Source organism: Glycomyces dulcitolivorans (genome assembly GCF_003265355.1).
In the GTDB taxonomy this organism is placed as follows: domain Bacteria; phylum Actinomycetota; class Actinomycetes; order Mycobacteriales; family Micromonosporaceae; genus Glycomyces; species Glycomyces dulcitolivorans.
In genome coordinates, this window is the sequence record NZ_QFRW01000084.1 from 9,986 (window position 1) to 33,473 (window position 23,488).

17 protein-coding genes, 1 tRNA gene and 1 pseudogene are annotated in these 23,488 nt (G+C 70.7%); 11 read left to right on the forward strand and 8 right to left on the reverse strand.

The features are described from left to right. Positions 1-170 precede the first annotated feature (170 nt). From leuA to DI269_RS09215, 3 genes are all read right to left on the reverse strand, one after another. Entirely contained in the window at positions 171-1,940 is a 1,770-nt protein-coding gene (gene leuA, locus DI269_RS09205) for a 2-isopropylmalate synthase (RefSeq protein ID WP_112134989.1), read from the reverse strand. A 194-nt stretch (positions 1,941-2,134) separates the two neighbouring features. Beyond that, the gene (locus DI269_RS09210; protein ID WP_112134991.1) at positions 2,135-2,713 is read right to left on the reverse strand and encodes a nitroreductase family protein; all 579 of its coding nucleotides are present in this window, start codon (positions 2,711-2,713) and stop codon (positions 2,135-2,137) included. 133 nt (positions 2,714-2,846) lie between these two features. Next, complete coding sequence (locus tag DI269_RS09215; RefSeq protein ID WP_112134993.1) at positions 2,847-3,575, reverse strand: hypothetical protein; 729 nt, start codon at positions 3,573-3,575, stop codon at positions 2,847-2,849. 157 nt (positions 3,576-3,732) lie between these two features. Between DI269_RS09215 and DI269_RS09220 the strand changes: the two genes are divergently transcribed. Together DI269_RS09220 and DI269_RS09225 are read left to right on the forward strand one after the other, a co-directional pair. Next, the gene (locus tag DI269_RS09220) at positions 3,733-4,998 is read left to right on the forward strand and encodes an aspartate kinase (protein WP_112135024.1); all 1,266 of its coding nucleotides are present in this window, start codon (positions 3,733-3,735) and stop codon (positions 4,996-4,998) included. A 2-nt stretch (positions 4,999-5,000) separates the two neighbouring features. Then, complete coding sequence (locus tag DI269_RS09225; RefSeq protein WP_112134995.1) at positions 5,001-6,068, forward strand: aspartate-semialdehyde dehydrogenase; 1,068 nt, start codon at positions 5,001-5,003, stop codon at positions 6,066-6,068. Between the two features lie 139 nt (positions 6,069-6,207). On the opposite strand, the gene DI269_RS09230 is transcribed toward DI269_RS09225, so the two are convergent. Further along, on the reverse strand, positions 6,208-6,924 hold the full coding sequence (locus DI269_RS09230; RefSeq protein WP_112134996.1) for an ABC transporter permease subunit: 717 nt from the start codon (positions 6,922-6,924) through the stop codon (positions 6,208-6,210). A gap of 68 nt (positions 6,925-6,992) precedes the next feature. Next, positions 6,993-7,943, reverse strand: coding sequence for an ATP-binding cassette domain-containing protein (locus DI269_RS09235; protein WP_112134998.1), 951 nt, complete (start codon positions 7,941-7,943; stop codon positions 6,993-6,995). 261 nt (positions 7,944-8,204) lie between these two features. On the opposite strand from DI269_RS09235, the gene DI269_RS09240 reads away from it, so the two are divergent. From DI269_RS09240 to DI269_RS09260, 5 genes are all read left to right on the forward strand, one after another. Beyond that, positions 8,205-9,938 (forward strand): choice-of-anchor I family protein, encoded by a 1,734-nt coding sequence (locus DI269_RS09240; RefSeq protein ID WP_157974860.1) that lies wholly within the window; start codon positions 8,205-8,207, stop codon positions 9,936-9,938. Between the two features lie 112 nt (positions 9,939-10,050). Continuing rightward, the gene (gene cysS, locus DI269_RS09245; protein ID WP_112135000.1) at positions 10,051-11,448 is read left to right on the forward strand and encodes a cysteine--tRNA ligase; all 1,398 of its coding nucleotides are present in this window, start codon (positions 10,051-10,053) and stop codon (positions 11,446-11,448) included. A 51-nt stretch (positions 11,449-11,499) separates the two neighbouring features. Beyond that, complete coding sequence (rlmB, locus tag DI269_RS09250) at positions 11,500-12,513, forward strand: 23S rRNA (guanosine(2251)-2'-O)-methyltransferase RlmB (protein ID WP_112135002.1); 1,014 nt, start codon at positions 11,500-11,502, stop codon at positions 12,511-12,513. A 155-nt stretch (positions 12,514-12,668) separates the two neighbouring features. Continuing rightward, positions 12,669-15,248, forward strand: a complete 2,580-nt coding sequence (locus DI269_RS09255) for an Hsp70 family protein (protein WP_112135004.1) — start codon at positions 12,669-12,671, stop codon at positions 15,246-15,248. Positions 15,249-15,384: 136 nt separating this feature from the next. Beyond that, entirely contained in the window at positions 15,385-17,352 is a 1,968-nt protein-coding gene (locus DI269_RS09260) for a hypothetical protein (protein WP_112135006.1), read from the forward strand. 66 nt (positions 17,353-17,418) lie between these two features. Here DI269_RS09260 and DI269_RS09265 read toward each other — a convergent pair whose 3' ends face one another. Both DI269_RS09265 and DI269_RS09270 read right to left on the reverse strand, forming a co-directional pair. Next, positions 17,419-18,264 carry a hypothetical protein gene (locus tag DI269_RS09265; RefSeq protein ID WP_112135008.1) on the reverse strand — a complete coding sequence of 282 codons (846 nt, stop codon included), beginning with the start codon at positions 18,262-18,264 and terminating at the stop codon, positions 17,419-17,421. Further along, entirely contained in the window at positions 18,264-18,614 is a 351-nt protein-coding gene (locus DI269_RS09270) for a hypothetical protein (RefSeq protein WP_112135010.1), read from the reverse strand. The genes DI269_RS09265 and DI269_RS09270 overlap by 1 nt, the downstream gene beginning before the upstream one ends. 170 nt (positions 18,615-18,784) lie before the next feature. Here DI269_RS09270 and DI269_RS09275 point away from each other — a divergent pair. Continuing rightward, a tRNA-Thr gene (locus tag DI269_RS09275) sits at positions 18,785-18,860 on the forward strand. A 127-nt stretch (positions 18,861-18,987) separates the two neighbouring features. Here the strand turns inward: DI269_RS09275 and DI269_RS09280 are convergent. Beyond that, a complete protein-coding gene (locus DI269_RS09280; RefSeq protein ID WP_112135012.1) occupies positions 18,988-20,766 on the reverse strand; it encodes an N-6 DNA methylase in 1,779 nt (592 codons plus the stop codon). A gap of 129 nt (positions 20,767-20,895) precedes the next feature. Here DI269_RS09280 and DI269_RS09285 point away from each other — a divergent pair, with 129 nt between their 5' ends. The 3 genes and pseudogenes from DI269_RS09285 to DI269_RS09295 form a co-directional block, all read left to right on the forward strand. Continuing rightward, positions 20,896-21,501, forward strand: coding sequence for a hypothetical protein (locus DI269_RS09285; RefSeq protein ID WP_112135014.1), 606 nt, complete (start codon positions 20,896-20,898; stop codon positions 21,499-21,501). Positions 21,502-21,888: 387 nt separating this feature from the next. Further along, entirely contained in the window at positions 21,889-22,584 is a 696-nt protein-coding gene (locus DI269_RS09290; RefSeq protein ID WP_112135016.1) for a hypothetical protein, read from the forward strand. A 191-nt stretch (positions 22,585-22,775) separates the two neighbouring features. Next, a pseudogene (locus DI269_RS09295) lies at positions 22,776-23,488 on the forward strand (hypothetical protein); the annotation flags it as partial.

Consider the following 23,488-nt stretch of genomic DNA (forward strand, 5'->3'; position numbering starts at 1 on the left):
CCCGGATGTCGGGGCCCGGGCTCGGCGGTCACCTTGTGGGCGGTCGCGGTTCGGGCAGCGTGGCGGTCGGTTCTTCGACTCGGCTTGGCGACCTCGCCGGGATCGGAAGGTCCCGGCGACGATTGGTTGCAGGGTGCGGCGGCGGTTCCGCCGCACCCGCTACGACCTGGTCAGGCCCGGTTGTACGCGCTGGCCACCGCGCGCATCGTTGCGAGGACGATGTTCGGGTGGACGCCGGCGCCCCAGACGGTGCGGCCGTCGATCGCGCACTCCACATAGGACGCGGCCTGGGCGTGCTGGCCGGCGGACAGGGCGTGCTCGGCGTAGTCGAGGACCTCGACGTGGACGCCGACCGACGCCAGGGCGTCGGTGAACGCCGACAGGGGGCCGTTGCCGGTGCCGGAGACCTTCTGCTCGACCCCGTCCAGGACGATCGTGGCGTCCAGGTTGAGCTTCTCGTCGGCGTAGGTCGTGTCGTGGTCCTCCACGATCAGGCGGGTGCGCGGCTGGTACTCCGGGTGGTACTCCGAGCGGAAGACCTCGTGGATCTCCTCGGTCGAGATCTCCTTGCCGGAGGCGTCGGTGCGCCGCTGGATCGCCTGGCTGAACTCGATCTGCATGCGCCGCGGCAGGTCGAAGCCGTACTCGCTCTGCATGAGGTACGCGACCCCGCCCTTGCCCGACTGCGAGTTGACGCGGATGACCGCCTCGTAGTTGCGGCCGACGTCCTTCGGGTCGATCGGCAGGTACGGGACGCCCCAAGTGAAGTCGTCGACCACGACGCCCGCGGCGGTCGCGTCGGCCTCCAGGTGGGTGAAGCCCTTCTTGATCGCGTCCTGGTGCGAGCCGGAGAACGCGGTGTACACCAGGTCGCCCGCGTACGGGTGCCGCTCGTGGACCGGCAGCTGGTTGCAGTACTCGACGGCGCGCTTGATCTCGTCGATGTTGGAGAAGTCGATCTCGGGGTCGACGCCCTGGCTGAACAGGTTCATGCCCAGCGTCACCAGGCATACGTTGCCGGTCCGCTCGCCGTTGCCGAACAGGCAGCCCTCGACGCGGTCCGCGCCGGCCTGCACGGCCAGTTCGGCGGCGGCGACGCCGGTGCCGCGGTCGTTGTGGGGGTGCACCGACAGGATCAGCGATTCGCGGTTCGGGAGGTTGCGGTGCATCCACTCGATGGAGTCCGCGTACACGTTGGGGGTCGCCATCTCAACGGTCGCAGGCAGGTTCACGATCAGCGGCCAGTCCGGGGTGGGCTGGATGACCTCGGCGACCTTGGCGCACACCTCGACCGCGTAGTCCAGCTCGGTGCCCGTGTACGACTCGGGCGAGTACTCGTAGCGGATCGCCGTGTCCGGGGTGTGGATGTCCTTGTACTTCAGGCACATCCGCGCGCCCTGCGTGGCGATGTCGGTGATGCCGTCCTTGTCCAGGCCGAACACGACGCGGCGCTGGAGCACCGACGTCGAGTTATAGAAGTGGACGATGGCCTGCTTCGCGCCGCGCAGGCTCTCGAAGGTCCGGTCGATCAGGTGCTCGCGGCACTGGGTCAGGACCTGGATCGTGACGTCGTCGGGGATGAGGTCCTGCTCGATCAGCATCCGCACGAAGTCGAAGTCGGTCTGCGAAGCCGACGGGAACCCGACCTCGATCTCCTTGTACCCCATGGCGACCAGCAGCTGGAACATCTTCTTCTTGCGGTCGGGCGTCATCGGGTCGATGAGGGCCTGGTTGCCGTCGCGCAGGTCCACCGCGCACCAGATCGGGGTCGCGTCGATCGTCTTGTCGGGCCACGTGCGGTCGGGGAGTTCGACCTTGAACTGGGCGCGGTACGGCTGGTAGCGTTTCGCGCGCTCGGCGAAGGGCGTGGAGGATTGGGAAGTCACGGATGCTCCTGTGATGACGCTGGTTGTCTGGCCTTTGACTGATCCAGCCGGCATGCGAAAACCCGCGGCGAGGGAGCCGACCTAGTTGGCCCCGCCGCGGCAGATAAGGAGCATCGAACACCGCATGACCCCGCGAGCGTACACCGCGGAACCCGCACCGGTCGATCCCGACGCCCGGATCGTGGGACGGCGCGTCCCGCGAACCCGCCGCCGTCCAGAATCCGACAGCCCCGAATCCGCTCGGCCGCCTACGGGCGGATGAGCAGGTCGTCGACGTCGAGGCGCACCCGCACGTTGCGGTCCGGCCCCGCCACCGACTCGGCCAGTGCGGCCGGGTCCCCGGCGACGCCGATCGCGGCCACCGTCGTCGGCACCAGCGGCGCCTCCAGGTCGAACTCCGCGGCGAGCGCCGCGGCGTCGAAGCCGCCCATCTGCCGGACCGTCAGACCCTCGGCCGCGGCCTGGAACGTGAGGTGCGCCATGGCCTGCCCGAGGTCGTACATCGCGTGCGACAGCGGGCCCTTCGCGTTCGCGTCGGTCCGCACGGCCACCAGCAGCGCCGAGGCGTGCGACGCCCAGTCGCGGTTGCCGGGGTTGAGGCAGTCGAGGACCCGCTTGAACTCGCCGGTCTCGCGCCTGGCGAGCAGGAACCGCCACGGCTGCGTGTTGCCCGCGCTCGGCGCCCACCGGGCCGCCTCCAACAGCGCTGCGACCTGCGCGTCGCTCAAGTCGACGTCGGGGGTGAACGCCCGCGTCGAGTGGCGCGAGGCCAGCAGCGGATGGATGGGGACCGCGGTCGTCGCGTGGCGGTTGATGGGTGCGTTCATGCGCGCTCCTTCAGTGGCAGCGGAGCCCGCCGCCGGCGCCCCGGGAGGGCCGCCGGTCCGGGCCGGTCGGCGTCGTCGCCACCGTTCATGGTGCCACGCTCAGCAGTCGAAACCGCACGTCCTGTCGCATTCCTTACTGTCCCGTCGCCTGGTCGGGGGACGGGCTCGGCGACGGCGATGGGGCCCCGGAGGGCGTCGCCGTCGGCGTCGGCTCCGGTGGCGCCTTGGCGCCCAACGGTTCCTCGTCGACGACCTCGCCCGGCAGCTCCACCGTGTCGGCCGCCTCCGCGGGCTCGCCCTCCAGTTCGAGCGTCCCGAACGCGCCGCTCTCCACCGACAGGATCGTGCCCGCCTGGTCCAGGCACCATTCGCCGGGCGGCATCGGCGCCTCCACGACGACCGTGTTCGGCGTGAGCGTGAAGCAGTCGCCGTCCTGCGCCACCGAGAACGGGATGTGCCGGTCCAGCAGCTGCGGCAGCCACTCCGTGAACGGCCGCTGCACCTGCGGGTCCAGCTCGCGCGGGACCTCCCCGGTGATCCCGGCGATCTTCACGCACCGGCCCGCCGCGCACTGGAAGAACCCGCCGGTCGTCCACGCCACCGACACGTCCACCGTGCCCCCGAGCGCCCAGTCCGGGACGTCGACGCGCCACGTCCCGTCCTTCGCCGCCCACACCGTGACCGTGCCGCCCTCCGACCACGCGTACTCCGCGGTGAAACTCGTATCGAGGGCCCTGGTGACGCGCCCGATCAGCGTCGCCTGTGCACTGTGCCGCCGCGGCGCCTCCTCAAGCTCGTCCTCGGCCGTCGCGGTCCCGCACCCAGCCAGGCCCAGCAGCGCCGCCGCCGTGAGCGCCGCCACTGCCCGTCTCGTCCATCTCGTTCCCACCGGCCGATTCTCTGTCCCGGCACCCGGAACGACCTGGCGACACACCGCGGCGCGCAGCTAAGGTGACATGGCCGCCCTCCGGAGGGCGACCTGAATGTCACGCGAGACATGAGCGAGTGAGGTGAAACCCGTGGCGCTAGTCGTGCAGAAGTACGGCGGTTCATCGGTCGAGAATGCCGAACGCGTCAAGCGCGTCGCTGAACGAGTAGTAGCCACGCGAAAGCGGGGCGACGACGTGGTCGTCGTCGTCTCCGCCATGGGCGACACCACGGACGAGCTCCTCGACCTCGCCGCCCAGGTCTCCCCGGTCCCCGAGCCGCGCGAGCTCGACATGCTGCTCACCGCGGGCGAGCGGATCTCCATGGCGCTCTTGGCGATGGCGATCAACAACCTCGGCTTCCAGGCCCGGTCCTTCACCGGCTCCCAGGCCGGCATGATCACCACGGCCGCGCACGGCGTGGCCCGCATCATCGACGTCACGCCCGGCCGCATCCGCTCCTCGCTCGACGAGGGCTTCATCACGATCGTCGCCGGGTTCCAGGGCGTCAGCCAGGACACCAAGGACATCACGACCCTCGGCCGCGGCGGCTCGGACACGACCGCCGTCGCCCTCGCCGCCGCCCTCGAAGCGGACGTGTGCGAGATCTACACCGACGTCGACGGCGTCTACACCGCCGACCCCCGCATCGTCCCGAACGCGAAGAAGCTCGACACCATCACGTTCGAGGAGATGCTGGAGATGGCCGCCTCCGGCGCCAAGATCCTGCACCTGCGCTCAGTGGAGTACGCCCGCCGCTACGGGCTCCCGCTGCACGTCCGTTCGTCGTACTCGACCAAGACCGGCACGATGGTGTCGGGTTACATGGAGGAGCTGCCAGTGGAGCAAGCACTCATCAGCGGCGTCGCGCACGACCGCTCCGAAGCGAAGATCACCGTCACCCGCGTCCCCGACAAGCCGGGCGCCGCGGCCTCGATCTTCCAGGTGATCGCCGACGCCGAGATCGACATCGACATGATCGTCCAGAACGTGTCGACCGCCGGCAACGGCCACACCGACATCTCGTTCACGCTCCCCAAGGAGTCGGGCCCCAAGGGCACCGAGGCGCTCAAGAAGCACCAGGGCGCGATCGGCTTCGAGAAGCTCATCTACGACGAGAACATCGGCAAGGTCTCCCTCATCGGCGCCGGGATGCGCTCGCACCCGGGCGTGACGGCGAACTTCTGCCAGGCGCTGGCCGACGCGGGCGTCAACATCGAGATCATCTCCACCTCGGAGATCCGCATCTCGGTGGTGTGCCGCGACACCGACCTCGACGCGGCGGTGCGCGCGGTCCACGACAAGTTCGAACTCGGCGGCACCGAAGAGGCCGTCGTCTACGCCGGGACGGGGCGGTAGCCATGGCGCGCAAGCTGAACGTCGCGATCGTCGGCGCCACGGGCGTCGTCGGGTCGATCATGCGCCGGCTCATCGCCGCCGAGCGCGACAACTGGGGCGAGGTGCGCCTGATCGCCTCGGCCCGCTCGGCCGGGAAGCAGCTCGACGTCGGGGACGAGGTCCTCACCGTCCAGGCCATCGGCGATGAGGTCTTCGACGGGATCGACATCGCGCACTTCGACCTGCCCGACGAGGTCAGCGCCGAGTGGGTGCCGGTGGCGGCCGCGAAGGGCGTCGTCGTCATCGACAAGTCCGGGTACTTCCGGATGGACCCCGAGGTGCCGCTGGTGTGCCGCGAGGCGAACCCGCAGGACGCCGCGAACCGGCCCAAGGGCATCATCGCGAACGCGAACTGCACGACGCTCGCGCTCATCCCGACGCTCGCGGCCCTGAACGCGGAGTTCGGGCTCGTGTCGATGTCGGTGGCCTCGTACCAGGCCGCTTCGGGCTCGGGCAAGGAGGGTCTGGAGGCCCTGTACGCGCAGATCGAGAAGATCGCGGGTATCGAGGGGGTCGGGACCATGGGCTCCGACCTGCGCCTGGTGCTCGGCGACGCGTTCAACGCGCCGTTCGGGGCGCCGCTGGCGCTCAACGTCGTGCCGAAGGTCGGCGGCTGGAAGGACGACGGCTGGACGAGCGAGGAGCTCAAGGTCCGCAACGAGTCCCGCAAGATCCTCGGCCTGCCCGACCTCAAGGTCGCCTCGACCTGTGTGCGCGTGCCGGTCGCGGTCGGGCACTCGCAGGTCGTGCACGCGACCTTCGAACGTGAAGTGACCGTCGCGGACGCGCACCGGGTGCTCGGTGCGGCCGACGGCGTGACGCTGGTCGACGACCCGGCGAACGGCGTCTTCCCGATGCCGATCGACTCGGTCGGCAAGAGCGGCACCCAGGTCGGGCGCATCCGGCAGTCGATCGACTTCCCGAACTCCCTGGAGTTCTTCGTCGTCGCCGACAACCTCATGAAGGGCGCCGCCCTCAACTCGATCGAGACCGCGGACCTGGTCCGCCGGGAGCTTGAAGCCGCCCAGTAAAAGGGCACCCCAAGCATCGCCCGAATCGGGAATTTCGGGCCCCCGGGCAACAACCCTGCCTCGCGGGTCCGACAATTCAAGAGCGAACAACAGCGGCCCGTGGCTTCCGCCACGGGCCGCTGTCGTCGCGCGGTGGGTGTTAGGCGTCGCGCTTTTTGAAGAGGATCCAGGCCGTCGTGAGGATGACGGCGGCGAAGAGGGCGAAGATGCCCCCGGAGGTCCAGCGGGAGAACAGGTCGAAGTCGGGGCTGCCGGGGCCGAAGTCGGGCGGGACGATCTCCATCAGGCGCGAGCCGGCCGTGAACGGCAGGAACTTCACGACCGGGACCAGCCAGTCCAGGGCCGGGATGAACGCCAGGCCCATGATGATCGACTCGATGATGAGCGGCATCAGGAAGATCACGACCAGCGCCGAGGGCACGCCCCGGAACAGCAGGCCCAACCCGAAACCGACCAGCACGTAGATGAGCGTGTAGATCGCGTACCCGGCCAGCGCGGTCCCGATCGGGTCCTCGAACAGGCCCGGGGCCTCGCCCCACACGATGTAGACGACCGCCGTGTTGATCGCCATCGACAGGGCCGTGACGACCACGGTCGTCACGGTCACGACGATCAGCTTCGCGAGGATCAGCCGCGAGCGCTGCGGCAGCGAAGTGAGCGTCGGCTGGATCGTGCCGTGCCGGTACTCGTGGCCGCACGCGAAGATGCCGATGATCGCCATGAACACCGCGAGGAACGGCAGCCCGAACGACGCGCCCCCGTTGACGGCGGTCGTGAGGATCTCGGCGTCCAGCGGTTCGTTGCGGGCCGCGACCCCGAGCAGGACCGCGACGCCGGTGGTGACGAGCAGGCCCATGCCGATGAGCCAGTACGTGGAGCGGAGGGTGGCGATCCGCGTCCACTCGAAGCGCAGTGCGTCAAGTATCAGAGGGCCTCCCCTTCGGCGGCGGCGGTGGCCGGTTCGGCGGCGCGGACCGGTTCCTTGGCGACGAACTCCTCGGAGGAGCCCGTGGCGGACATGAACGCCTCCTCCAGGGAGGCCCGGCGGGTCGACAGCTCGTGCAGTTCGGCTCCGACCGTGAACGCGACGTGCCCGACCTTCCCGATCTCCAGGCCCGACACGACCAGCGCGTCGTCCTCCGAGACCACTTCGGCCCCTTCGGCCTTGAGCGCCTCGGTCAGGCCGGCGGTCTCGGGGCCGCGCACGACCACCTGGGACTGCGTGAACTCGCGGACGAACGTGTCGACGTCGCCGTTGAAGATCATGGTGCCGCGGCCGATGACGACGAGTTCGTCGGCCATCAGCTGCATCTCCGACAGGAGGTGGCTGGAGACGAAGATCGTGCGGCCTTCTGAGGCGAGCGTCTTCAGGACGTCGCGCATCCAGTGGATGCCGTGCGGGTCGAGGCCGTTGGTGGGTTCGTCGAGCAGGAGCGTCTGCGGGTCGCCGAGCAGTGCCTGCGCGAGGCCGAGCCGCTGCGCCATGCCGAGCGAGTAGCCCTTCGGCTTCTTGCGCCTGACGTCGCCGAGGCCGACGAACTCCATGACCTCGTCGACGCGCTTGTCGGCGATGCGGTTTCCGGCCGCGAGCATCCGCAGGTGGTTGCGCGCCGACCGGGTCGGGTGGAACGGCTTGGCCTCCAGCAGGGCGCCGACCTCGTTCATGGGGCGGCGGATGGTGCCGAACTGCTTGCCGTCGAAGAGGGTCTCGCCCTCGCCGTGGTCGAGGCCGAGCATGAGGCGCATGGTCGTGGACTTCCCGGACCCGTTGGGGCCGAGGAATCCGGTGACGACGCCGGGGCGCACGTCGAAGGAGAGGTGGTCTACGGCGACCGTCTTGCGGTACCGCTTGTACAGACCCTTCGCGGTGATCATGGGGCTCCCATCGGGGATCGCGAATGAGGGACCGGGTCAGTCTATGAGGGGCGAGGCCCTGCGCACATGGGCGCGGAGACCGATTTCCCGCTCGTTCCCAGGGATGAGATAGGACGGCCGAGCGGTACCGGGGTACTACTCGCGGGCCCGATTCGCGACTGGCTGTTCACCCGCCGTTTCCTCGGCGCTCGTTGGGGGTACCGCTTGCCTCGGTGGACTTGGCCCGTCACCCCCGTTCCCTTGAGAAGTCAGGATCCAGCTGTGCAGAAGCGACTGCTCGTACCCGCGCTCGCGGTCGGGCTGGCGGCGCTCGCCGTTCCCGTGCCCGCGCTCGCGCAGGACGACCCCGCCCTCGACCTGTCGGTCCTCGGCACGTACTCGACCGGCGTGTTCGCGGAGGGCGCCGCCGAGATCGTCGCCTACGACCCCGCGACGAAGCGCGTGTTCGCCGTGAACGCGGAGGCCGGCGTGGTCGACGTCCTGGACGTGTCCGACCCGGCGAACCCGGTGAAGCACGCCGTGATCGACGCCGCGGCGGCCCTTGGCCAGGACGGTGCGACGGTCAACTCCGTGGCCGTCAGCGGCGGCCGCGTGGCCGTCGCGGTCGAGGCCCCCGAGAAGACCGACCCCGGTTTCGTCGCGTTCTTCGACACCGAGGGCGCCTTCCTCGGCTCGGCGCAGGTCGGCGCCCAGCCGGACTCGATCGCGTTCACTCCGGACGGTTCCAAGGCGGTCACGGCCGACGAGGGCGAGCCGGACGACGGCTACACGGTCGACCCGGTCGGCACCGTCTCGATCGTCGACGCCGCCACCTTCGACGTGACCACCGCGGACTTCACCGCCTGGGACGAGACGTCCCTCCCCGAGGGCTTCCGGGTCTTCGGTCCCGACCTCACCGGCGGCGACGCCGTGCAGCGCGCCATCGAGCCCGAGTACGTGTCGATCGCGGATGACGCGACCGCGTACGTCACGCTCCAGGAGAACAACGCGATCGCCGTCGTCGACCTCGCCGCCGGTGAGATCACCGACCTCCTGCCGCTCGGCACGAAGGACCATGCAGCCCAAGGCAACGGGCTCGACGCCTCCGACAAGGACGACGCCGTGAACGTCGCCGCGTGGCCGGTGCAGGGCCTGTACCTGCCCGACGGGATCGACACGTACGCCGCGGGCGGGGAGACCTACCTGGTCACCGCGAACGAGGGCGACGTGCGCGAGTGGGGCGACTACTCCGAGGAGGCCCGCGTCAAGGACCTCGAACTGTGCGAGGGCGCGTTCGGCGGCGCCGACCTCGCCGAGCTCCAGGCCGACGAGAACCTGGGCCGCCTCAAGGTCACCAGCACCCTCGGCGAGACCGCGGACGGCTGCTACGACGGGCTGTACTCCTTCGGCGGCCGGTCCTTCTCGATCTGGTCGGCCGACGGTGAACTGGTCTTCGACTCCGGCGCCGAGTTCGAGGAGACCGTGGCGGCGCTCGAAGGCGAGAACTTCAACGCCGACAACGAGGCCAACGACTTCGACGACCGCTCCGACGACAAGGGCCCCGAGCCCGAGGCCGTCGCGATCGGGCAGGTCGGGGACCGCACGTACGCGTTCATCGGCCTGGAGCGCCAGGGCGACGTCATGGTCTACGACGTCACCGACCCCGCGGACGCGACGTTCGTCGACTACGTGAGCAACCGCGACTTCGCGGTCGAGCCCAGTGGCGACGGGGGCGGGGACTCCGGCCCGGAGTCGATCGCGTTCGTCGCGGCCGCGGACTCCCCGACCGGGCGCCCGATGCTCGCGGTCGGCAACGAGGTCTCCGGCACCACGACCCTGTGGGACATCGCCGGTGAAGGCGTTCCGGGCGGCCCTAGCGAGACGCCCACCGAGGACGCCGGCTCGGGCGAGCTCCCCAAGACCGGCACCAACGCGACCGGCCTCCTGGTGGCCCTCGCCGCGGTCCTCGCGATCGGCGGCGGCGTCCTGGTGATCGCCAGGCGCCGCGCGGCATAGGGAACGGCACGGCGACGGGCCCCCGGCACCGCCGGGGGCCCGTTCCGTTCGAGCCCTTGACACGCGGGGCGCGGGCCGCTAGGCGGAGGCCCGCGTTGTCTAGACTTGACGCGTGAGCCTGCGACTGTACGACACCGGCACCCGTTCGATCCGCGAATTCCAGCCCCGGAATCCCGGCCGCGTCGGCGTATACCTGTGCGGGCTCACCGTCCAGGGGCCCCCGCACATCGGGCACCTGCGCTCGGGCGTCTCGTACGACGTCCTCATCCGCTGGCTGCGCCGCAGCGGCTACGACGTCACCTACGTGCGCAACGTCACCGACGTCGACGACAAGATCCTCGTCCGCGGCGAGGAGCAGGGCCGCCCCTGGTGGGCCATCGCCTACGAGAACGAGCAGAAGCTCGCCGAGGCCTACCACTCCCTGAACGTCGCGCCCCCCACGTACGAGCCCCGCGCGACCGGCCACATCACCCAGATGATCGACCTCATCGAGTCCCTCGTCGAGCGCGGCCACGCCTACGCCACCGACGCCGGCGACGTCTGGTTCTCCGTGTCCTCCTGGGCCGACTACGGCCAGCTCTCGCACCGCCGCCCCGACGACATGCTCTCCAGCCCCGAGTCCGGCGCCAAGCGCGACTCCCGCGACTTCGGCCTGTGGAAGGCCCACAAGGCCGGCGAGCCCGAGGACGCCGCCTGGACCTCCCCGTGGGGCCCGGGCCGCCCCGGCTGGCACATCGAGTGCTCCGCGATGGCCCGCCGCTACCTCGGCGACGCCTTCGACATCCACGGCGGCGGCACCGACATCATGTTCCCCCACCACGAGAACGAGCTCGCGCAGTCGCGCGCGGCCGGCCTCGGGTTCGCGAAGTACTGGGTGCACAACGGGATGCTCAACCTCTCGGGCACGAAGATGTCGAAGTCCCTCGGCAACACCCTCTCCGTCGCGGCCCTCGGTGAGAAGGGCTTCAGCGCCGCCGCGATCCGCTACTACCTCTCGGGCGTCCAGTACCGGTCGGCCGTCGACTTCTCCGAGGACGCCCTCGCCGAGGCCCAGTCCGCCTGGGAGCGCCTCAGCAACTTCGTACACCGTACGGCCGAAGCGCTCGGCACCGAGGCCGTCATCGGCGGCTCCCTCGCCCCCGACTTCACCGCCGCGATGGACGACGACCTGAACACACCCGCCGCCGTCGCAGTGATCCACGACGCCGCCCGCGAGGGCAACGCCGCACTCGATGCGGGTGACGACGCCGCCGCGGCCCGCGCCGGGGCCGGAGTCCGAGCTATGCTCGATCAGCTCGGCCTCGACCCGCTCGACCCGCACTGGGACGACCTGGGGGACGCGAAGCTCACCGGCGCGGTCGACGCGCTCGTGAAGCTCGCACTCGAACAGCGCGCCGAAGCCAGGGCCCGCAAGGACTACGCGGCTGCCGACCGCATCCGCGACGACCTCGCGCACGCCGGCATCACCGTCAAGGACACCCCTCGCGGTCCCGTGTGGACCGTGGACTAGGCGATCGCCTGTCCGCAGACGACGACCGACACCACTGGGGAACTTGAACCGATGAGCACCAAGGGCGGGCACCCGAACCGTCGCAAGACCAGCAAGGCCGGCCCGAAGATCGGCTCCGGCGGGGGCAAGAAGGGCCTGGCCGGCAAGGGCCGCACCCTCAAGGCCGCCGACCGCCCCTGGCACAAGGAGTACACCGGGGACGACAAGCCCCAGAAGACCCAGCGCAAGCAGGCCACCGAGCGCGCCAAGGCCGCCTCCGAGGGCCGCACCACCAACATCGGCAAGGTCCGCCCGAACGTCCAGCAGGTGCGCCGCCGCCGCGACGACGAGCCCGAGCTCATCCTCGGCCGCAACCCCGTCCTCGAAGCGCTCCGCGCGAAGGTCCCCGCGACCGCCCTCTACGTGGCGTTCGGCACCGACCTCGACGACCGCGTCGCCGAGTCCGTGCGCCTCGCCGGCAACCGCGACCTCCCCATCAAGGAGCTCGCCCGCCGCGACCTCGACCGCCGCACCAACAACGCCCTCCACCAGGGCATCGGCCTCCAGATCGAGCCCTACGAGTACAGCGAGTTCGAGGACCTCCTCCACATCTCGCAGACCTCCGGGACCGCGCCGCTCCTGGTCGCCCTCGACGGCGTCACCGACCCGCGCAACCTCGGCGCGATCATCCGCTCCACCGCCGCGTTCGGCGGCCACGGCCTCATCATCCCGTCCAAGCGCGCCGCCTCCGTGACGGCCGTCGCCTGGCGCACCTCCGCGGGCGCCGCCGCGCGCCTGCCGGTCGCGAAGGTCGTCAACCTCACGCGCACCATCCAGGCCTGCCAGAAGGCCGGGTTCATGACCATGGCCCTCGACGGCGGCGGCGACGTCGACGTGTTCGACCTGCCGATCGCGACCGACCCGCTCCTCATCGTCGTCGGCGACGAGGGCAAGGGCGTCTCCCGGCTCGTGTCCGAGACCTGCGACCACCGCGCCGGCATCCCGATCTCCGGCGAGGTCGAGTCGCTGAACGCCTCCGTCGCGGCCTCCATCGCGCTCGCCGAGGTCCAGCGCCAGCGCCGCTGACCCGCCACCGAATCGTGCATCCTATAGGAAACAGAATGCACGATTCCGGCCCGGACGCCGGGCCCACAACGGGTGATCCCGTGCCGACGCGATTCGCGCCGCCGCACTAATCTGAAACGATCCCGCACGCCCTAGCCCCCCGGAGCTGCACCCGTATGCCGGCCGATTACCTGCTCAGCGTCGACCTCGGTACCTCGCACACCGTGGCCGTGGTGGTGTGGCCCGACGGCCGCACGCGCCCGCTCCTGTTCGACGGCTCACCGGTGATGCCCTCGGCCGTGTTCCTCGACCCCGCCGGGACGCTCCACACCGGCAAGGACGCCGAGCGCCTCGCGCTCACCGCCCCCGAGCGGTTCGAGCCGAACCCGAAGCAGCGCATCTCGGACCGCACGATCCTGCTGGGGGACAGGGAGATCCCGGTGACGGCGGCGTTCGCGGCGATCCTCTCCCGGGTGGCGCGCACCGCGATCGAGTCGGTCGGGCACCTGCCGAACGCGGTCCTGACGTGCCCGGCGGCGTGGTCGGAGCAGCGGCGCGCGGCCCTGCACGACGCGGCCGCGCAGGCCGGGTACCGGCCGGTCAAGATCATCACCGAACCCGTTGCGGCCGCGCACTACTACACGTCGCGCCTGTCCCACCAGGTCGGCGCCGGCCAGCCCCTGGCGGTGTTCGACTTCGGCGGCGGCACGCTCGACATCGCGGTCCTGGAGCGGCGCCCCGACGGCTCGTTCGGGGTCCTCGCCGACGGCGGCCTGCCCGACCTCGGCGGCCTCGACTTCGACGCGGCCCTGGTCGCCCACATCGGCGAGACGGTGAAGCAGCGCGAGCCGGGCATTTGGAAGCGCCTTGAGAACCCCAGCGGCGCAAGCGAGCTGCGCAACCGCCGCGAACTGTGGGAAGAGGTGCGCGGCGCGAAGGAGATGCTGTCGCGCTCCTCGGTCGCGCCCGTCACCGTCCCCGACATGGCCCAGTCGCTGCACCTGACCCGCGGTGAGCTCGACCAGATCTCGCGCCCGCTGCTGGCCCGCGCGATCGCCGAGACCCAGCGGGTCCTCGGCCTGACCGGGCGCCGCCCCGATCAGCTCGCCGGGCTGTTCCTCGTCGGCGGCTCCTCGCGGATGCCCATGGTGTCCAAGATGCTCCACGAAGGGCTCGGCATCGCGCCGACGGTCCTGGAGCAGCCCGAGCTCCCCGTCTCCGAGGGCGCCGCCATCGCCCTCACCTCGGCCGTGCCGGTGACGCCCCCGGCCCCGATGCCCTCCCCGCCGCCGCAGCTGACGGCCCCCTCGCTCGGCCTGCCGCCCGTGACGCCGGGCTCGGACCAGACGGTTCAGTTGCGCCGCAGCGAGATCCCGAAGGACCCGCTGGGCCCGCCGAAGCGCGGCACCGAGTACAAGGCCCACCGCATCCCTCCGAAGTGGATCGCGATCGGCGTGACCGCGGTCGTGCTCATCGCCGCCGTCGCGGTCGGCGTCTGGTGGTTCGCCAACCCCTACAAGCAGCGCCCGTTCGCCGAGGAGCTGACCGAGGTCGGCGACGTCCAGGCCCTCGGCGGCGAGGTCGACGACCAGGTCTACGAGATCCGCTCCGTCGGCGACAGGTCCGCGATGTTCTACACCACCGCCTCCGACGACGAGTCCGGCCAGGAGCTGCACGTCCGCGCGGTCGACAACGAGACCGGCGAACTCCTGTGGGACGCCGAGCAGGTCCTCCCCGGCACCGGCTGGAACAACGCCTACTTCGTGTCCGAGGACCTCATCGCGTTCTCCCAGGAGGAGGCCGCCGACGAGTTCCGGTTCATCTTCCTCGACTGGGACGACGGCCAGATCCGCAACACCATCACCAGCACCACCCGCGACGCCGCCCGCTCGGGCGACCTCCTCGTCCTCGGCCCGGTCGGCGGCTCCTCCTTCGAGGTCCTCGACGCCGCGGGCGAGCGGAAGTCCGCGTGGCAGTTCGACGAGGGCGTCACGACCGCCCAGTGGAACCTCGTCGGCACCCCCGACGACATCGCCCACCCGACCGAGCTCGACAACGGCGACGGCCGCGTGTGGGTCGTCACGAGCAACAACGTCGCGCACGTCTACGACACCGAGTCGGGTGAACTGGTGTCCTCCAAGGAGATCGAGACCGTCGACGACATCTACTACTCCTGGAACGGCCTGCTGTACGTCGCGGTCGACAAGGAGACCGGCTACGACCTGAACGTCTACGACGTCGAAGACCTCTCCCAGGTCAAGAGCGTCGAGGTCAAGTCGGATGAGGTCGCGCCCGCCGCGATCACCGTCTGCGGCGAGAAGCTCGTCTGCGTCGGCGAACTCGTCGAGGCCCAGACGGACGTCTACCACTGGCGCGTCTACGACTCGGACAAAGAAGAGATCGTCCACGAGTTCACCGACCGCGAGTACGGCTGGATCGAACCGCTCGGCAACCGCATCCTCGCCGAGTACTACGCGGGCGACGAAGTGCGCACCCAGATCTACAGCAAGGGCTTCAAGACCGTCAACAACGGCCTCGACGACACCTTCGACCCGATCGACGGCGGCAGCGCCCTCGACTGGCCCGCCCGCTCCACCTTCGGCACCGCGATCGGCAACGTGACCGGCCTGGGCCGCGACGGCTCCCTCACCGAGCTGCGCATCGACCTCGAAGTCCTCGCCTGCGACGCCACCGAGACGCGCCTGGCGTGCCTCACCCCGGCCGGCTCCCAGATCTACTCCTTCAGGGACTCATAGAACCGTCGCAATCCGTCACGAGGATTCCGCTTGGCGCACAAGCGATCTCGCGCCTGCAACCATTCCGTGATCTTGGAGCGCCTTGGATCCGGACGGGCCGTCCGGCCCGTTCGAGTCCAGCACTAAGGATCTCCTTATGCGACAACTCAAGCGCACCGGATCGGCGGTCGCCGCCGCGGCGGTGATCGCCGGTTCCGTGTTCGCGGGCACCGCCGCCGCACAGGCCGAGGACCCGGCCCCCGCGGCCGAAGGCGCCGCCGCACCCGCCACCGTCACCCTCCCGACCGGCGACCGCGTCACGGTCCTCCCCAACGGCTCCAAGGCCATCGAGCCCGCAGCGGGCCGCGAGGACGCCTCCTTCATCACCCCGTCCTCGCCGACCGGGGACGTCATCGTCGTCCCGACCGACCGCGTCGCGGCCATCCAGAGCGGCGACGAGGACCCCAGGCGCTACAACGTCTCCGAACTCCTGCGCGCCGGCGAAAGCGATGCGGCCGCCGCTCCCGAGTCCGAACTGGACGACCGCGCCTATGCCGGGCTCGTCCCCGACACCTCCGCGGCCGACCTCACCGCCGCCGAGGACGCCCAGAAGCTCGCCGTCACCGTCCTCAACCGCGACGGCAAGGCGCCCGACGGCGCCTCCATGTACTGGGCCGAACGCAGCGGGACCGGGTTCGACGCCATCGACATCGACGAGAACGGCAACGGCTCCACCGCGCTCCCGCCCGGCGAATACGTCATCGTCGTCGACTTCTGGGACGACCCCACCGAGGCGAACCGGGGCGAGTACGTCCTCGGCATGATCTCCGTGACCATCGGCGACGGACCCGCCGAGCTCGTCGTCGACGCCTCCGACGCCGCCCCGATCAGCGTCGGCGTCGAGCAGCCCGACGCCGAGCTCCTCGACGCCATCGTCACCATCGACGCCCGGGCCGGGGACGTCAACCTCGGCAGCGGCAACTTCCTCAGCACCCAGACCGACGCGTTCCTGCTCCCCGAACCCGACCTCCCCGAGTTCGAGCTCGGGTTCAACTACCAGACGGTCCTCACGAGTCCCGAAGGCGCGCCGGACCCCTACGTCTACAACCTCGCCTTCGTCGACGGCTCCGGCTACCCGGAGGACCCCGCCTACACGGTCGCCGACGACGACCTCGCGACCGTCGAGACCGACTACCGCGACCTCGGCACCCCCTTCGCCGGCAGGACCTGCGACTACGGCGACTACACCGGCCGCCAGATCGGCATGGGCTTCTGCCGCCTGGTCCCCACCGCCGTCCCCTCGGAGCGGACCATGTACTACACCGCCGACCCCGAGACCGTCTGGGGCAACCTCCTCTCCGCCGGCGAGCGCGACGAGTCGGGCCGCATGATCGACGGCTTCGGCGTCGACTACCGAACGGTCTTCGAACCCGGCACCACCGAACGGGTCATGCCCCGCGGCGGCCTCTCCGCCGCCCCCAGCGAGACCTTCCGCATCAACGACGCCGGAACCGAGGTCTTCGGCGCCGTGGTCTACGCCGCCGCCGGCGGCAACGACGAGAACCTGGTCCTCATCGGCCCCAAGGGGAACATGACCCTCAGCCGCGACGGCGAGACCATCGCCTCCGCCGAGGGCATGGACTTCTACCGGGACCGGCTCTTCACCGAACTGCCGGCCGACGCCGGACGCTACACGCTCGCCGCCGACCTCACGCAGCCGTCGACCACGAGCGTGTTCGGCACCGACGCCTCCATCGAATGGTCCTTCGACTCCGAGGGCGGCGCCGTGGACGAGTTCGTCAACATCCCGCTCCCGGTCGTGCAGTTGACCTCCGACGCCATCGAGGGCGGCTACGCGCCCAAGCGCGGCTGCCAGGAGATCACCCTCGACCTGCGCACCTACGAGTACGGGCCGGACGTGGACGCCGTCGACATGACCTTCGAGGTCTCCTACGACGACGGCGCGACCTGGAAGTCCGTGGACATCGACCGTGACGGCGACACCGCCACGGCCGAACTCGTCCACCCGCGCGGCGCCACATGGGTCTCGGTCCGCATGACCGCCGTCGACGACCGCGGCACCGAGGTCACCCACACCACGATCCGCTCCTACGGCCTGAAGTAAGAAACCAAGGGCCCCAACTGATCTGAAGAGACGAGCGGCCCGCCGCCATCGACCCGGCGGGCCGCTTCACCCACTTCGCGCGCACCAGGTCTTCGACTCGGCGTTCAGCAGCGCCCACACGAACGCCGCCGGGACCAGGCACAGCACCAGGAACATCACCCACGGCCCGCTGCCGACCAGCGCCGCGATCGCGCCCCAGACGAGCCACAGCCCGTAGAGGAGCGCGAGCCCGACCGTTCCGAGCCGCCCCCAGTCGCGCCGCCTGGTCAGGCCGATGTTCAACGCGCCGTGGACGACCGCCAGCAGCACCATCACCAGCGCCGCCCACACCGCGAACCCGGGGTCCTCGCCGCCGTCGTTCGTGAGCAGCGCCACGACCCCGAAATGCACCGAGAACACCACGGCCGCCCACAGCAGGACGAGTTCGGCCACGACCAGGAACGGCGGCTCGACCCGGTCCCCGATCCGCGGACTGTGCCGCGCCGACTCGCGGTCGCACCAGCGCTGCGAGGCGGGCAGGGCCGACAGCACCAGCAGCAGGAGGAACAGGAGCGTGCCCGCGAGCCCGGTCCCGAACGTCAAGCCCGCCCTGGTGAACAGCGCGACCACCAGCATCACCGCGGCCACGAGGACCACCGACCGCCTGGCCCAGTCCCGCCCGGTCCACACCTTCACCGCGACCAGACCCGTCGCGGCCGCGACGGCCAGGAACAGCAGCGGCTCGACGAACGCCAAGGCCCCCAAGGAATCGTGGTACCTCGTCGACACCTCGAAACCGGTCAGGACCGCCGACACCGCGGTCAACCACACCAGGGCCGCGGCCATCAGCCACAGCAGCACGACCGAGCCGACGACCGAGACGGGCACGCGCGGCTTCGCGGCCGGTTCGGCGGGAGTCTCCGGGCCGTCCATCACAGGCTCATCAATCCGACGACGTTCTCAGAGGAGAGCATCAGCGCGCCCAGCACGATCGTGAGCGCGAGCCAGGAATACCCCGCGATCCGGTTCCCGAATCCGAGCTGGAACATCCCGACCGCCGCGGGCCCGAGCACGAACAGCACCACCGCGAACTGGGCCGCCAGGGTCCGCAGGTCCGTTTCGAGGACGGTGTCGTGGTGCGACTCGGACCCGGCTCCCATGGCCGCGACCCAGAGCAGCCCCGACCCGAACAGCCACACGGCGATCGTCAGCGGAACGACGGCCCGCCGCAACGACACCGGGTCCTGCTCGGGATACCGGGGCCCGCCAGAGGAGTGCTCCATAAGTCCGGATGCTACCGCCGTTCGGCCGAGTGGGGGTAACGCCGAAGGGCCCGCCCGCGAATCGGCCGGGACCTGGAAGACCCGCCCGGGGCCCTCGATCCCGGGGGTCTCGGGGCGGTGCACCGGTCGGCTAGAATCGATGCGTCTCGCTGGGAATACGGCGCTGACCAGCCGCTGTAGCTTTAACGGTAGAGCAACTGTCTTGTAAACAGTAGGTTGCGGGTTCGAATCCTGTCAGCGGCTCCAGATCGCGGCATCGCCGCAGGTCGCAAGACCATCGGACAATGAAACGGCCGGGCCTCGGGCCCGGCCGTTGCGCATTCATCGCACATGGAAACGGCCGGGCTCACGCCCGGCCGTTTCCGTTCCGTCTTCAGTCCTGGACCGTCGCCGCTCCCGACACCAGGCCGGCCGCCGCTTCCGCGGCCAGGGCCTCGGCTTGGCGGCCGGCCGCCGTCAGGGCTGAGCGCAGTTCTTCGATCTGGGCGAAGGCCGCGCCCCGCCGCTGCTGGTCGGCCAGGGTGAGCCGCGGGATCTTCACCGACAGGATGCGGCGCTTGGCCCCCGTCGCAGTCCGCTTCGAGGCCGCAGGGAGCCGGGCGGACAGGGCCGCGGCGATCCAGCCGAGGTCGACCGTGGGTTCGCAGCGGATCGTCCACTGGGTCTCGGTCTCCTCCCCGCTGAGCCCGATCCGCACCGGCGGCTCGCCGACCGGGTCGACGATCACGCAGCGGACCCCGCTCGGTTCGCCTGCTCCGCTTCCCGTCTCGCCTCCTGCGACCACCATCAGGTGGCCGTCTCGTTCGAGGTCGCCGAGGCTCGTCTCCGGGGCCGACAGCTCCGGGCCGCTGCCGAAGCGCGGCAGCGGCTGCTCGGCGATCTCGCCCAGGCGGATGCCCAGGTGCGCGACCGCGTCGGCGAGGTCCTCGGTGGTGCCGGTGGTGCTTGCGAGGTAGACCGCGGGGGAGATGTCGACGTCCTCGTCCCACAGCCGCATGAGCGGCACCGTCACCGAGTCGGGGGTGGCGATCGGGGCGTCGGGGGCCGCGGTGAAGTTCAGCCACGCTTCGGTGAAGTCGCGGCCGTTGGAGACGAGGAGCTGGGTCGTCTCGCCGCGCGGGGCCAGGATCCAGATGTGCGCCTTGGCCTCCGGGTGGTCCACGACCGCGCGCAGCGCCCCCCAGCGCAGCAGCTCGGAGCGGATGCGCCGGCCCGAGCGTCGGTGCGCGACCTGCGCGGGCATGCGCACCACCGCGTGCCCGCCGGGCGCGAGGAGCGCCACGCAGTGCAGCGCCCACGCCAGCTCGGGCTCGGTGCGCGGCGGGGTCCCGTAGGCCAGGCGGGGGTCGTCGCCGTCCGGGAGGCGGTCGTAGCCCCAGTCCTTGACGTTGAACGGCGGGTCGCAGACGACCAGGTCGTAGCGGTCCGCGGGTAGGGAGGCGAGGAGCGAGTCTCCCACGCGCGCGGCCACATCGGCCTTGCCGACCGACCTGTTGTCCACCGGTCCGCCGCCGCGCTGGATCACGTCGAGGAACCGCAGGCGCTGCTCGGCGATCGCGGCGCGGGCGCCGGACAGGTCCTGTCCGTGAAGTGCCGAGCACGGGCCGAGCTTCGCGGCGACCGCGGCGAGGAGGTCGCCTTCGTCGCAGGCCGGGTCGTACACCGTCATCGGCACCTGGCTCGCGGTGTGCTCGGCGCTCACCGCGGCCGCGATGTCGGCGAGCGGCGCGATCCCCGGCGGGACACCGGTTCCGGCCGCCTCGCGGGCGCGCTGGATGAAGAACTCCAGCAGGTCGAAGGCCAGGGTCTCCTCAGCGAGGGTCCGAACTTCGGCCACTAGTTGTTCGTCCCCCTTGCCTCCGAACGCCTCGACCACTGCTTCCAGTGCGGCCTCGGCGGTCGAGTGGGCGCTCGACAGGCGGAACCAGAGGCGGTCGGCGCCGGTGACGGTCAGGGACCGGCCGTGGGTCTCGGCCCAGGCTTCCAAGGCGGGCAAGGAGAAGCGGGGGCGGCGGGCGGAATCGTCGACGGGGGCGGGGAAGTCGGGCTCTCGGCGCCGCCAGTTGCTGACGGCGTTGCGTCCGACCGCGGCGAGGCGGGCCAGGTCGGTCAGCGTGATGGTCTCGCCTGGGCCGGCGTCACGGGTGGTCATGCGGGCTCCTGTCTTGATTTATCGAATCGTAACCCACCCCGCGTTGCGCGGGCTCGACACAGTCTACTATTCTCGTGAAGTAACTTCACAAGCTTCCATCAACGAACATCACCCCACGGAAGGTTTCCCATGAACATCGAATTCCCCGAGATCTCGAAGCGCCTCCTCGCCGCCAGCGGTGCCGCCCTCATCGCCCTCGCGGCCCTGTCGGCTTGCAGCGCCGGGGAAGACACCTCCGGCGGCGACACCGGCTCCGACGACTCCGCGGCCGAAGAGGTCGTCGAAGAGGAAGAGGCCGCGACCGGCGACGGCACCACCCCCGAGGCCCCGCTCCCCGCCGGCTCCACGGTCGAGATCACCGACTGGTCAGTCACCGGCTCCGTCGAGATCGACGGGACCGAGGCCGTCATGGGCGCCAACGAGTACAACACCGAGCCGGCCGCCGGCAACCAGTTCGCGCTCGTCACCCTCGAAGGCACCTACAACGGCGACGCGACCGGCACCCTGTGGGTCGACGCGACCTTCGGCATCTGGGCCGACGGCACCTTCTACGACAGCGTCGACTGCCTGAACATGGTCGAGAACGACCTCCTGGACGTCGCCGAGGTCTCCCCCGGCTCGTCCGCCAGCGGCTCCTCCTGCGTCGAGATCCCCACCGGCGCCGAGTCCTACCTCCTCTACGTCGAGGACCTCTGGTCGCTCGACGGCACCAAGTACTTCGTCGAGATCGGCTAGTGCCGAACCCTCGGCCCGAGCGGCCGGGGCCCCGAGACCGGAGGGCGCGGAGACCATTGGGCGGAACCCGCGCCCTCCTTTTCTCGGAACGGTTCGCCGACCGGACCACCACCCAATCGCCACCACGTCGCGAACCGAACGGACGCAACGGAACAGCCGGGGATTCTGTAGCGGATCCCGCTGCTTGACCGAATTGCAACCATCGTGATCCTGCTCATGAGCGCTGGCCCACGTTCTCGCGAACGCGATCAAACCCCAGGTCAACGAGCTGCCGAACCTGAAAGTGACGGCGCCTGACGCGTCCGTAGTCGACGGCTCCGCATATCTTCACGACGAACTCAGGAGCACCGTCCGACCCGACAAGCGGTGCCGCACAGAAAGCAGCCAATGAACACGAAACTCGGATCCATCCGCCGCCTTCTCGCCGTCGGCGGCGTCGGCCTCGCGGCCGCCATCGCCCTCTCCGGCTGCGGCATCCTCGAGGACGCCGGCTCGGACACTGACAGCACCGACGTCAGCGGCGACCAGGTCGACGCGGTGGCCGACGCCGCCGCCGGCGACTGCCTGCCCTACGAGGTCCTCAGCGACGACCCGGCCGTCTTCGACGTCGACTGCTCCGGCGCCGACGCGTTCTGGTCGATCACGAACATCGTCGCGGACCCGGGCCTGACCGCCGCGGGCGGCGACCTCACCGACACCCAGGCGATCTACGACACCTGCGGTGAAGAGGTCGGCGCGTACCTGCCCGGCAAGCCGTGGACCGACTGGAACATGATCTACGACGTCACCACCGGCAACGTCGACTACCTCTTCTGCATCGAGGCGCTCGACCAGCCCAACGCCGAGGGCAAGACCCCCGTCACCCCCGACACCGGCAGCTGCATGTCCAGCACCGACACCGAGTGGTACCAGGTCGACTGCGCCGACGCCACCGCCGACACCACCGTCACCGAGGCCGTCACCTTCGACACCGCCGACTGGGCGGCCCCCGACGTCGAGGGCGCCGCGGCGGCCTGCGCCGGCGTCTACTACGAGCTGAGCGACCAGTTCGGCCGCACCAGCGGCATCCTCTGCGTCGAGTAGCAGGATCCGCTCCCCCGCAAGGGGGACGACGGCACTCCCGCTCCGCGCGGGATTGAACAGGCCCCGGGGCACCTCCCGCCCCGGGGCCTTCCCCGTGCCCGCCGCGCGACCCGGAACGGTCCGACCGGGACGATCCGGACCCCGCCCCGCTCATGTGCGACGGGCCGGTCACCCGGCCGTACACTGCCGCCATGGACCCCGCCCGCATCCTGACCGCCCTCGCCGACCTCGCCCCCGTCAACAAGACCGCGGCCGCCGCGGACTTCGACGAGATCGGCCAGAAGTCCGCCTGGGCCGGCAGCCTCACCACGGTCCCCGGTGCCGCCGACCTCGCCGCGCACGACGAGCTCCACCGCGACGAGCGGCTCCTGCGCCAGGGCTGGGGCATCGTCACCGGCGTGCACCGCGTCGACGGCAAGCGCCGCCGCCTCGCCGTCCCCCTCGTCACCCGGCCCGTGCGCCTCGAAGTCGCCCGGACCGAGCCGTTCGACCACAAGATCGTCCCCGCCGGCGACCTCGTCTTCCACCCCGAGCTCGTCGGCACCCCGCACGCGGCGCGCCTCGCCGCCGTCCTCGCCCCCGAGCGCACCGGCGGCGACCTCGCCGACCCCGCCTGGCTCCTCGCCGCCGCGACCGCCGCCGGGTACGCCGTCACCGCCGTCACCCACCGGCCCGACACCCAAGGCTCCCAACCGGTCGTGCTCGCCCGCTCCGTCGTCTACATCGCCGGGCCCCGCACCGAGTCCGGCCCCATCGGCCAGAGCCTCCACGACTGGGCCGACCGCCCCGACCTCGACGCCACCGCGCTCGCCGCGATGTACGGCGCCGCCGACGCCCCCGCGCCCGGCGACGGCGAGATCCGCTCCGCGCTGCCGCTCAACCGCGAGCAGGCCGCCGCCGTCCG